The following is an 11,872-nucleotide window of genomic DNA, read 5'->3' on the forward strand; positions in this document are numbered from 1 at the left end:
ACAAATACAACAATTATACTTTAAAACTTTAAAATTCCTTTATGCCGCATGATCTGCTTCGAATTTGCACGGGACAAAAAAACGGCAGGCCTTTCAGCCTGCCGCATGCATTCCCGATAGTGGCGTTGGGAGCGCTCGCGGTAGCGTCAGGCGGCCGCGCGCCGCAATGCCGTTGCAACCGTGTGGATATGGGCAGCGCCAATGCCGCAGCAGCCGCCGATCATGGTTGCGCCGGCATCCGCCCAGGAGCAGGCGAACCGCGAATAGACATCGTCGGTCAGGTCGGTGCGCGTGCCGTGCAGACCTTCATTGGCGGCGGAATCGCCCTGTTCACCTTCGAAGGCATTGGCATAAACGCCGATCTCAAGCGAAACGCCCTTTTCCGCAAAGACAGCGGATGCCGTTTCCACGGCGGCTTTCATGATTTCCGGCTTGCTGCAATTGAACAGAAGGGCGGCAGCACCAGATTGCGCCGCCCATTCGGCCGCCGCCTTTACCGTTTCACCAGAGCGCAGCGCAGGCTCGCCACCGCCTGTCGCAGCCGCATCGTCGTTCAACGTGAAGGAAATCCAGAACGGTTTGCCGGTTGCGGCCACGGCTTCCCGCACCGCTTCGCCTTCGGCGATCAGGCTCAGCGTCTCACCCAGCCAGACATCGACGAAGGGCGCGAGATTGTCGACCAGCACCTTCAGATAGTCCTGCACCCTCGTGGCATCGAAATTCTGCGGCTCATAGGAGCCGAAGATCGGCGGCAGCGAACCGGCCACCAGCACGTCGCGGCCGGAGGCATCCGCAGCCTCACGTGCCAGCCTGCCGGAAAGGGCGATCAGCGATGCGCCATCCTTCTGGAAACGCTCCTCGCCGATATGGAACGGCACCAGCGCATAGGAATTGGTGGTGACGACATCGGCACCGGCCTCGATGAATTCCTGATGCACCTGCCGCACGATATCAGGTGAATTGATGAGCGCCAGCGCCGACCATTCCGGCTGTTTCAGCTCGGCGCCGAGCCGCTGCAATTCGCGGCTCATGCCGCCGTCGAGAATACGGATAGTGCCCATGTTCATGCTCCTTGAACGGTTTACCGCCGGACCGGCACCTGCTGTTCGATGAGACCGAAACAGCGGGCGATGATGGCGGTGAGAATGAGATAGAAGACGGTGACGACGATCAGCGGCTCATAAACGAGCAGCGTGTCCTGCCGCACCTTGTAGGCCACGGCATAGAGGTCCATCACCGTCACGGTAAAGGCAAGCGGCGTGGCTTTGAGCTGCATCACCACCTCGCCCGCAATTGTCGGCAGCGCGATGCGGATGGCGCGCGGCAGCCAGATGCGGCGAATAAGGGTGAAACGGCCCATGCCGAAAGCCCGGCCCGCCTCCAGCTCACCCTTTGGCACAGCCAGCAACGCGCCGCGCAGAACCTCGGCCTCATAGGCCGCGTAATTCAGTGTGAAGCTGACGGCGGCGAAAAAGAAGCCCTCGCGCAGCACCGGCCACATGAAACTCTGACGTAAGCCGGGGATCATCGGCAGAAACGAGCCGACGCCATAATAGAGTAGCCAGAGCTGGATCAGAAGCGGTGTGCCGCGAAAGAAGGTGCAATAGGCGCGCGCCAGAATTTTTGTCACCCGCCCGCCGCTGACCTGCGCGAAGGCAAGCCCGATAGCGAGAAGAAAACCAATGCTGACGGAGATCACGAGCAGCGCCAGCGTTTGCCAGGCACCGGACAGAAGCAGCGGCCAATATTTGGCGATCCATGAAAAATCCATGCCGCTTCCCCTTTATGCCAACGCCGGCTGGCCGCGCCGCACACGGCGCTCCAGGAGCGAAAAGACGAGGTTGGAAACCAGCGTAATGGCAAGGTAAAGCAGGGCTGCGGCAAGAAAGAACAGGAAATATTGCTTGGTGCTGGCGCCCGCCAGCCGTGTCGCAAGCGCCAGCTCCTGATAACCGACAACCGCCACCAGCGCGCTATCCTTCGTTACCGCAAGCCAGAGATTGGCAAGGCCCGGCAGGGCGTTCGGCAACAGTGCCGGCAAGACCACACGGCGGAAACGCAAGGCCGGCGACATGCCGAAGGCGCGCGCCGCCTCGATCTGCCCGTTCGGAATGGCAAGGATCGCACCGCGCAGCACCTCGGTCATATAGGCACCCTGCACGAAACCCAGAACCGCAACAGCGGCAACGAAACCGTTCACTTCCAAAGGCGGCAGGCCTGCCAGTTGTAGCAGCCGGTTCAGGCCATCAGTGCCGGCGTAATAAAGCCCGACGATGAGGATCAGTTCGGGAACGGCGCGGATTGCCGTCGTGTAGAGATTGAGCAGAAGGCCAAGCGGCCTGTTGCCGGAGAGCTTGCCAAGTGCACCGGCAAGCCCGATGACGATGCCGATCAGATAGGCACCGGCGGAAATGGCAAGCGTCGACGCCGCACCCTTCAAAAGGGTGCCGCCCCATCCCGGAGGATAGGGTGACAGCAGTTGCAGCGTGGTTTCAAGGCTTGCCATTTATGTGACCGGTCAGGAGAAATTACTTACCGTAGATATCGAAGCTGAAGTATTTCTTGGTGATCTCGTCATACTTCCCGCTGGCGCGAACGGCAGCGAGAGCAGCGTTCAGCTTGTTCTTGAGTTCGGTGTCGTCCTTGCGCAGGCCGCCGGAAACGCCAAGGCCGAGGATTTCCTTGTCATCCGCAACGTTGCCCATGTCGGCGCAGCAATCCTTGCCGGCATCGCTCTTCACGAAGGCATCGAGAACGAGCGAGTCGCCGAACACGTAGTCGATACGGCCGGCTGCGAGATCCTGAAACGCCTCGTCCAGCGTCTGATAGGTCTTTTCGTCTGCGACAGCAGCGAAATATTTCTTGTAATATTCGGACTGGATGGTCGCGACCTGAATACCGATGGTCTTGCCCTTGACGTCTTCCGGCGCCGCACCCGGCTTGCCATCCTTGGCGCCGATCAGCTTGCTCGGCGTGTTGTAATATTTGTTGGTGAAATCGATGACCTTCTCGCGTTCTTCCGTGTTGGACATGGACGACCAGATAACATCGAACTTCTTCGTCTGCAGAGCCGGGATGAGGCCATCCCAGGAAAGCTCGACGATCGAGCATTTTTCCTTCATTTCCGCGCAGACGGCGTCCATGAGATCGATTTCCCAGCCCTGCCACTTTCCGCTGGCATCCTTGGCGAAGAAGGGTGGGTAGGATTCGTTCATGATGCCGAAGCGGACATCGGCGCTGGCGGTGAAGGCGGAAACCGCAAATGCCGTTCCGGCAAGCAGCGTGGCGAAGAATTTCATTTAAAGTCTCTCCTGTTAAAACAAACGGCGAAGCGAAACGGCCATCACGCCAGCGCGCCCGTAAATTCCCTGCAACGGGCGCTTGCGGGATTGCCGAACACCTGCGCCGGTGGCCCCGCTTCCTCCACCCGGCCCTGATGCAGAAACATCACCTCGGTGGAAACATCGCGCGCAAAGCGCATCTCGTGAGTAACGAGCAGCATGGTGCGGCCTTCCTCGGCCAGATCGCGGATGACCTTCAGCACCTCGCCCACAAGTTCCGGATCGAGCGCCGAGGTGGGTTCGTCGAACAGCATCACCGCCGGCTCCACGCAGAGCGCGCGCGCAATCGCGGCGCGCTGCTGCTGCCCGCCGGAGAGGAACGCCGGATAGGCATTTTTCTTGTCGTAAAGGCCAACCTTGTTCAGCAGGGCTTCGGCCTTTTCCACCGCCTCCTGCCGCTTGACGCCGAGAACGTGAACAGGCGCTTCGATGACATTTTCCAGAACGGTGCGGTGGGCCCAGAGATTGAAATTCTGGAACACCATGCCAAGCCCTGTACGCAGCTTTTCCACTTGCCGCCAGCTTTTCGGCACAGCCTTGCCGTCCCTGCCAATCTTCATGGCGATCTCCTCGCCATTGACGATGACCCGGCCGCGATCCGGCGTTTCGAGAAAGTTGATGCAGCGCAGGAAGGTACTCTTGCCGGAACCGGACGAGCCGATGATCGATATCACATCGCCTTTGTGGGCCTTCAGCGAAACGCCCTTCAAAACTTCGTGTGTGCCGAAGCTCTTGTGGATGTCATCCGCTTCGAGCGCACAGGCGCCTGTATCTGCCATTTATTGACCTTGCCGATCCGGTTCATTGCGTGTCGAGCAAAATGCGGAGCGGTTTTGCGACAGGACATGCATAACAACAAAGACTTAAGCCACGCATGTTTAGCGAAACCCGCTGCAAACGCGCGCAATATCAGGCTCTTTTACACATTTGAAACGAAAAATCATTTCAAAATATCATCCGCAAGCAACGATCTGCGCGATTTGCCCCTGATGCGCCTCGCCACGCTGGCCGCGTTACTGCCAGTCAGGGCCAATTGCGGTTCCGCCTGCGCCTCATCCTCGACAAGGCTGGCATTCGCCTGCAAACGCAGGCCCATCACGGCAACGACGAGGAAAAACCAGACGAAACCGGTACTGAGGAAGAACATCGTTTCCAGAAAGCCGTAGAGCAGGACATAAAGCCAGACGCCGACATACAACTTCGTCAGCGGGCTTTTGCGCGTGGCCTCATCCATCTTGCCGAGATCGCGAAGCGGCATCAGACAAATCCACGTCAGCACCAGAATAAGACCTGGCACGCCGCCGCCAAGCACAAGGTCGAAATAGCCATTGTGGGAATCCGGCGCCGTCGTTGCCCAGGTATTGTTCTCGGTGAAGCTCGTCATCAGGGTGTCGCTGCGCCAGAAGGCCTGGTAGCCGTATCCGACGATCGGGCTTTGGCGGATATAATCTATCGAGACGGTCCAGATATCGGTTCTGCCGGTGAAACTGGCGTCGATCCCCAGTTTCGTCAGCATCTGTGAAAAGACCGGATCAACGGTCGTGCCGACGATCACCACGGCGAAGGTTCCCAGAAGCACGGTCACAACAGCGTAACGCCATCTGGGCCAGCCCACGATGAACCAGCCCGTGGCGATGATGATCGGCATCAGGCCGAGCGCGGTCTTGCCACCCGACTTGACGAGAAAGATCAACGACAGCAACAGAACCGCCAGGCCGCCGATAAGGGACCAGCGCTTGCACAAATAAATCCCGACGATCATCAGCACCGCCATGATCGAGGCTGCCTCGTTCTTGTGGCGGAAGACCCCGCGCCAGTTGCCTACAAGGAGCGGCTCCAGCGCATCGCTTGCCTGATGGATCGACCGCGACGGCAGGACAGCAACGCCGAAATAACAGAGGAACAGGATGATCAGCACGCATGTGGCAAGCAGCGTGGTGAAATGCCGCTCGGTGCGCGGCAATTGCAGGAAGCAGCTGGCAAGCACGCAGATGATGGCGCACATGGCAAGCCGCCGCAGCGAAAACACCGGCGCGCCGCCCACCACCGAGGTAAAAATATACCAGCCGAAGATCGCGAGCATCAGCAAACGCGGCGTAAAGACAATGGAAGACGACCGCTCCTTTGCCATGAACGCCACGAAACTGATGAGCAGGATGATCGCGGTGAGCTGGTTGAGGAGGTTGGACCCGGCCGCCATGGCGGACCCCAGATAGGTCGAGGAAAGCGAGATATAGGGCGAGAAGCCGACCGTGAAATAAAAGAATGTCACATAAAACAGTGCATTCCGCCAGGCGGCACTCGCCTGCTCATCATGCGCTGCATCCATCAGGTAATTTTCTCTACCTTTTTCCATACGTTCTCACATCGTACCCGATGCTTCGTCTCGGTAAAATGAATATCCCGTCAAAACCCTATTTTTTAGTTATCCATAATACACGGAGGAATAGCGCCGGGACTTGCCGCTTTTTACTTCAGGAAATCGGAATCGGTAGACGAGGGACACCACCCTCGCATCTGGAAGTTAAATTCCAAAACTCAAAAATAACAGCAAAATTCCTCCATATTTCGTCCATTAGTTGCTTGTTTAAGTATATTTTGTTAACCTAACGCAATACGGGCGGCATCCACTAACAGATTGAAACAAGGCGTTTTATTCTCCGGATGATATTGCGGTACCGCAGAATTGCAAGTTTTATACCTATATTAAGATATTAAAATCTACACTGCCTATGGTTGATTTCATAAACGCGTAAATAGCTGGAAACCGACGGTGGACGTTCCGATACACACCAATATGGACGATAGCAACAACGAAGGGGCGACACAACGCCCGGTTCAGCCAGCTGCGCCCGGCGTTCGACCCATGCGCAGGGACGATCTTCCGGCTGTCGAGGTTGTGCTCAACAGCGCGTTCAAAAAGACCGGGCTTGATAGAAACTTCGACTTCGGCGCTTACGTCGAAACATTGTTTTTCAGCAGTCCTGTGTTTGATCCCGAATATGGCAGCGTTGTCTACGATGCTGGAGAGAGCGGCGTTACAAGCGTTATCCTTGCCGTCCCCATGCGGTTTGTCGCGAACGGAAAACCCATTACCGCAAGGTTGTTATGTGCTTTCGCGTCGAAAGGAAAACTCGGCGCACTCGGCGCCGCGCGCCTGTCCCGCGGCATGCGCGCGACGAAACACGATATGCTGTTTTCGGACACGGCCTCCCCCGTCAGCGCCGATCATTGGCTTGCGATCGGCGGCAGCATGTTGCCGATGGAAAGCCTGCAATGGCACAAGGCGCTCAAGCCTTTCAGCGCGATTGCCCTGCGCATGCCGCGCCGTTCGCAAGTAGTCAAATCCAGGCCCGGACTTATGGCGCTTGGATTTGTGGACCGTATCCTGCGATCGTGGAAAAAGGGCATAAGGCCTAATGAAGTTGCCGGCACCACGGTCAGACCGGTGGATTTCGAGACGTTCCGACGCAACGCGCTGAAAATGATCGAGCGTTTTTCCGTCCGCCCGGAATGGTCCCACGAGGAATTCCACTGGCTGATCGAAATGAGTAAAACCAACGGCACCCTTGGTGAATTGAGCAGCCTGGCGATCGAAAATGTCGAAGGCCGCATCATCGGCGCTGCCTTGTATTTCGGACAGGCGGGACGGACCGCCTATGTGCTGAACCTCGTCTGCGATGCCGGTCGCGAAAACGACGTGCTCGGTGCGCTGTTCCGCCATTTCGATGATGAGAACTATGCCCATGTCACCGGCATGTCGCAACCGTTTCTCATGAACGCGCTCTACCGTCAGAACCACGTGACCTTCCATCATCGCGGTTATTTCTGCATGGCCACCCGGGATGAAGCCCTCCGGGATCGGGCGCTTGCCGGCGACATCTATATTGGCGGGCTAAGCTCGGAAAGCTGGAGCAAGCTCATCACAGATTTCTAAGGCACTTGCGCCGGTTGTGAAGAAAATGCCGAGCCTTCTATGCCCCAGTGAAGCGCTGGACATTCGCTGAAATCAGGTGACGCAGCGCCTTCGCGTAACGTTTGGAGCGCGTCTTGGCCGCAAGGGCGCTCGACCAGTCCACCATCGATCCGTTGATATCGAAATCTCCGAGCTGGCCCTCGGGAACGTCACCCTTTTCGATGCGCTCGACGATGGAGCCCAGCGCCGCGTAAAACTCGGGCGAGCGATAGGGCGGATGCAGCGAATACATGCCCTTGCCCGTGCCGAGAAAATCAAGCCGGTATACGCCGATGCGCATCATATTGTCGCTCAGCACCTCTTCGGCAGGCATTGAGACCGGTTGCTGATTATAGGCATAGGAGCGGATGCGCCGTTTGACGTCGGGTCTCAGCAGTTCGAGCGAGCCGATACGCTTGGCGAAACGGTCCATGTCGATCATGAACAGGCGGGTGGAAACGGTCGCGAACCGCCATGTGGGAACGCGGCTCGGCAGCTTGCGCGGTTCGGGAATGTTTTTCACCCCCGGCATGCCGACATGGCGGGAGATATCGAGATCGCCGCGCACGGTGGGCGGCCCGGAAAACGGCGTGATGCAGAGCGCGTCCGGGTTGGCCTTCTGCAGCGCAATGGCTTCGTTGAACCAGCTCTGGCTGCCGCCGCCAAACATCATGTCGCTGTCCATATGCAGCACATAACGGGCGTTGGCACGTTTCAACCCGTGGAAATAAACATGGAAAGGCCCGCCGTCGAAAGCCTTGGCGGGATAAGGAACCGGCGAGCGCGAAAAGAACGTCTCCGCCACCGCACTGCGCGCCGCATCGCTATAGTCGGCAATATCCACATGCAGATGCGGATAGTTGGCCTGCATTTCCTCCAGCATGTCAAACAGGCGTTTGCTGGCGGCCTCGAAACCGTTGCCCTTGTAGCGGCCGGCTCCAACCTGGCCGGTATCCACCGTCAGGAGAATGCGGTCCACCTGCCCGCCCCAGACCCGCAGCTGATGCGGAACGGTCAGTGCCGCATGCGGTGCGTCGAAGGGATGCAGATTGATTTGCAGCGCCTTTTGTACGGGAGGAAGCGGCATTTCAGCAGTCATAATTACGCACCACGGTTCCGGAATTCATTGATGACAGCCATCATGGGTTTTTCGTTGAAGCTCCAGTCGAGCGGCAGCGGCCGGTTCGCGGTGCCATCCCGGCGGGGATAGGCCCAGCGGATCCAGGTATATTGGTCCGAAATGCCCCATGTGGTGATGGAGGAAAGCGGGCCGCCTTCGCACGCCGCTTCGAGAAAATCGCGGACCTGACCGTTTATCAGCATGTCGCGCTCGGCTTCCGGGGCGGGAAGCGTCTGGTCCATCGCATCCAGTTCCGTCACCAGAACGGCAAGACCATAACTGCGCATTTCCTTGGTAAAGGCGGCAAGCTCGTCTTTCGCAATGGGCCAGCCACCGCGCAGATGCCCCTGCAGGCCGATAGCGTTGATCGGAGCGCCTTTCTCTAGCAGCTCGAGAATGAGATTGCGGAAGGCCGCGCGCTTGGCCGGCGATTTCTCGACCGCAAATTCCACATCATATTCGTTGAGGACGAGCTGGGCCTTCGGATCGACGGAATGGGCGATGTCAAAGGCCTTTTTGATGGCGTCCGGGCCTGCGCCATAATACCAGGCGTCGCGGCGCGAGCGCACATTGCCGGGCACGTCGGGGATAGGCTCATTGACCACATCCCAGCTGTGTATCACGTCCTTGTACCGTTCCATCACCTTGACGATGTGGGTTTCCATCAACTTCTCGACCTTCGCGCCGCTGCCGATGCTGGCAAGCCAGGGCGCGTTGGAAGCGTACCAGATAAGCGGATGACCATGCATGGTGAGTTTGTTCTGGCGCGCGAAGTTCGCAAGCGCATCGGCAGCGGCAAAATCGAACACCTCTGCCGAAGGCCGCATCACCTCCCATTTCATTTCAGTAACGGGTGTGATGCGAGAGCAATATTTGACCACCGCTTCGCCGATGCGGCTATCGGCGGTAAGGTCCGGCAGATAGATGGCCGCACCGTAAGGGGCAATCTTTGTCGACGTTTTCCTGGTCGCGGCAACGCCTTGCCCGGCCATGGCATGCAACAGGCCCGCGCTTGCAGCACCACCCAGAAAATTCCGCCGCCCGATCTGCATTCGCCCGCCTCCACAACCCCGGCGCATCGGCCTGAAAATCGAAAGCGATTTTCGAAAGGGACGATGCGCATATCACAACTGTCAGAACGTCGCTGATGCGTCCCAATGGCCGCACGGCGCTCTAATTCTCAAAATATAACATCTTGATCATGCCAAAAGGATATTAAAGATTTGCAAGGTTAACTGACGCTATACCACGTCACAATTGGCGCAAGCCGGCTTAATCCGGTAGTAACTTCAGTGTGAGAATTATTGACCCGCCCCTGATGGAGTAAAAATATTGGTTTCCGTTTCGATTGTCATTCCCGTTCGCAACGGCGAGCGTTACATCGTGGAAGCGATCGAAAGCGTGTTGTCTCAGGGGAAAACCGTTTGCGAAGTGCTCGTCGTCGATGACGGCTCCACCGACACAACGGCGCAAAAGGTGCAAAGTTTCGCCGATCCCCGCGTAAAACTGCTGGCCCGGCCGCAGGGACGGCAGGGCGTTTCCGCCGTGCGCAATTTCGGCCTGTCGCAGGCGCGCGGTGAATGGACGATGTTTCTCGATGCCGACGACCGCGTGAAGCCGGGCGCGATCGCCGCCCTATGCGCCGGCATCTCCGGACCGGATGTCGTTGCTGTCTACGGCGATTATGAGCGCATTGACGAGAATGGCGCCAAGATCGGACGGCGCAACCTCATCAGACGGCGGGAAAAACCTGATGGTTTCATCCTCCAGCCGCTTTTGGGCGGAAACTTCATCGTCAATGGCGGCATCATGCTGGTTAAAACCCGCATCTTTCAGGATTTTGGCGGTTTCGACGAGACATTGCGTTATGCGGAAGACTGGTATGGCTGGTGCCGGCTGGCTGCCTCCGGCCGTTTCGCCTATCTGCCCGGCCGCCACGTGCTGGATTACCGGGTGCACCGGACAAGCGTGATGATGAACCGCCTTCTGACCTTCCGGGATTGCGAACCGGCGATCGAAGCGGTGTTTTCCGATCCCGCCATCGTCGCCGCCATTGCGCCGCAGGAATTGCGCCGGCTTCGCCGAAAATCCGAAAATCACATGAATGCCTATACCGTGGCGCAGGCCTTTCGCGCCCGGCGCTATCGCGAGGCCTTTTCGGCGCTTGCCGATACATTTGTCAATCGCCCGCGCCAAAGCCTGCGCGCCGTCGTGTTTTCCGCCGCAGCCCTTGCCGGAATTTAGGAGTGTCCATGTCCGAAATCATGCCGGAAGCGGTGGTGTGCATTCCGAGTTTCCGCAGGCCTGCAGGTTTGCAGAAGACGCTGAACTCGCTGGCAGCCCAGAAGGTCGATTTCCCCTTCGCCATCGTCGTTGTCGATAATGACGGGGTGGGCCAGGCGGGGCTGGCGGTCGCGCGTGCGTTTTTCTCCGAGAGCGGAATGATGGGCCAGACGCTGGTCGAGCCGACGCAGGGCAATTGTTACGCCATCAACACGGCATTCCGCACGGCGCGGCAGAGCTATCCATCCGCGCAGTGGTTTCTGATGATCGATGACGACGAAGCGGCCTCGCCCGTCTGGCTCGCTGAAATGGTCTCTGCCGCAAAATCCTTCGGCGTCGATATCGTCGGCGGGCCGGTCGATCGCGAATTCGATGCGCCCGCACCCAAGGCGGTTCTGGCACACCCGCTGTTCGGTTCCATCGAGGCACCCACCGGCGTAGTCGATCAAATCCATGGGTCTGGCAATTGCCTGATCTCGAGGCGGGTTTTCGAAACGCTGGAAAAGCCGGAATTCGATGTACGGTTCAACTTCCTCGGCGGCGGCGACATGGATTTCTTCACCCGTTGCCGAAAGGCGGGTTTCAAATTCGCCTGGAACGCTCAAGCCCTCATCATCGAATATGTGCCGGAAAACCGCATGGCGCCGCGCTGGATCATGGAGCGCTCGCTCCGAACCGGGATCATCAATTACAGCATCGACCGCGCCCGACGCCCCGGCCTGAAGGGCGGGCTGCTGCTTGCCGCCAAAAACGTCGTCAGCCTCTGCCTGTCACTGGTCCGCGCAGTTTCCGCATTCCTGAAAACCGGTGCGCTGCTGCCCGCCACGCATCCACCGCTGATGTCCATCGGCCGCGTCATGGCGAGCCTCGGTATTACGCTCACGCCCTATAAGGCGCCGGCGAAAAAGGCCTGAACACGGGCTCGTTCCGACAGTTAATATCAGTTTTTCAGCTCAGGGTTTTTTCCCTGCGCAAAGATATCCCATTCACATGCCGTTTCTGGGAAGTGAATGACGAAAAAACGGCGGCAAGAATGAGAAGCGGCACAAGAACCGGCCAGAAGAAACAAAGGATGATACCGGTCACCCGGTAAAAGTCCCAATCCTTGTCGCGGCGGGCGCCTTCTATATAGGTCATGGCAAGAGAAGTAACGGTGCCAATCCCATATACGAA

11 protein-coding genes are annotated in these 11,872 nt (G+C 58.2%); 3 read left to right on the forward strand and 8 right to left on the reverse strand.

What is annotated here, in order from left to right; all coding sequences use genetic code 11:
• Positions 1–146 precede the first annotated feature (146 nt).
• The 6 genes from ACQZ6D_RS06800 to uppW form a co-directional block, all read right to left on the reverse strand.
• Positions 147–1,061 (reverse strand): homocysteine S-methyltransferase family protein, encoded by a 915-nt coding sequence (locus ACQZ6D_RS06800; RefSeq protein WP_065662173.1) that lies wholly within the window; start codon positions 1,059–1,061, stop codon positions 147–149.
• A gap of 20 nt (positions 1,062–1,081) precedes the next feature.
• A complete protein-coding gene (locus tag ACQZ6D_RS06805) occupies positions 1,082–1,771 on the reverse strand; it encodes an ABC transporter permease (RefSeq protein ID WP_013636681.1) in 690 nt (229 codons plus the stop codon).
• Positions 1,772–1,783: 12 nt separating this feature from the next.
• Positions 1,784–2,506, reverse strand: a complete 723-nt coding sequence (locus ACQZ6D_RS06810; RefSeq protein WP_013636682.1) for an ABC transporter permease — start codon at positions 2,504–2,506, stop codon at positions 1,784–1,786.
• Positions 2,507–2,528: 22 nt separating this feature from the next.
• A complete protein-coding gene (locus tag ACQZ6D_RS06815; protein ID WP_003513835.1) occupies positions 2,529–3,299 on the reverse strand; it encodes a transporter substrate-binding domain-containing protein in 771 nt (256 codons plus the stop codon).
• A gap of 44 nt (positions 3,300–3,343) precedes the next feature.
• Positions 3,344–4,120, reverse strand: coding sequence for an ABC transporter ATP-binding protein (locus ACQZ6D_RS06820; RefSeq protein ID WP_111784090.1), 777 nt, complete (start codon positions 4,118–4,120; stop codon positions 3,344–3,346).
• Positions 4,121–4,281: 161 nt separating this feature from the next.
• Positions 4,282–5,697, reverse strand: a complete 1,416-nt coding sequence (gene uppW, locus ACQZ6D_RS06825) for a Wzy-type polysaccharide biosynthesis protein UppW (RefSeq protein ID WP_083211522.1) — start codon at positions 5,695–5,697, stop codon at positions 4,282–4,284.
• A 510-nt stretch (positions 5,698–6,207) separates the two neighbouring features.
• On the opposite strand from uppW, the gene ACQZ6D_RS06830 reads away from it, so the two are divergent.
• The gene (locus tag ACQZ6D_RS06830) at positions 6,208–7,278 is read left to right on the forward strand and encodes a hypothetical protein (RefSeq protein WP_065702638.1); all 1,071 of its coding nucleotides are present in this window, start codon (positions 6,208–6,210) and stop codon (positions 7,276–7,278) included.
• Between the two features lie 37 nt (positions 7,279–7,315).
• Here the strand turns inward: ACQZ6D_RS06830 and uppG are convergent, their stop codons facing one another.
• Both uppG and uppI read right to left on the reverse strand, forming a co-directional pair.
• Positions 7,316–8,395, reverse strand: a complete 1,080-nt coding sequence (gene uppG / locus ACQZ6D_RS06835) for a polysaccharide biosynthesis glycosyltransferase UppG (protein WP_065702628.1) — start codon at positions 8,393–8,395, stop codon at positions 7,316–7,318.
• Positions 8,396–8,397: 2 nt separating this feature from the next.
• Positions 8,398–9,468, reverse strand: a complete 1,071-nt coding sequence (gene uppI, locus ACQZ6D_RS06840; protein WP_065702627.1) for a polysaccharide biosynthesis UDP-hexose transferase UppI — start codon at positions 9,466–9,468, stop codon at positions 8,398–8,400.
• 280 nt (positions 9,469–9,748) lie between these two features.
• On the opposite strand from uppI, the gene uppH reads away from it, so the two are divergent.
• Positions 9,749–10,660 carry a polysaccharide biosynthesis endo-1,4-beta-xylanase UppH gene (gene uppH, locus ACQZ6D_RS06845; RefSeq protein ID WP_013636689.1) on the forward strand — a complete coding sequence of 304 codons (912 nt, stop codon included), beginning with the start codon at positions 9,749–9,751 and terminating at the stop codon, positions 10,658–10,660.
• Between the two features lie 8 nt (positions 10,661–10,668).
• Positions 10,669–11,613, forward strand: coding sequence for a polysaccharide biosynthesis UDP-hexose transferase UppJ (gene uppJ, locus ACQZ6D_RS06850; RefSeq protein WP_448729739.1), 945 nt, complete (start codon positions 10,669–10,671; stop codon positions 11,611–11,613).
• Positions 11,614–11,872 lie beyond the last annotated feature (259 nt).

It is taken from the genome of Agrobacterium sp. 22-3639C2, from assembly GCF_053522105.1.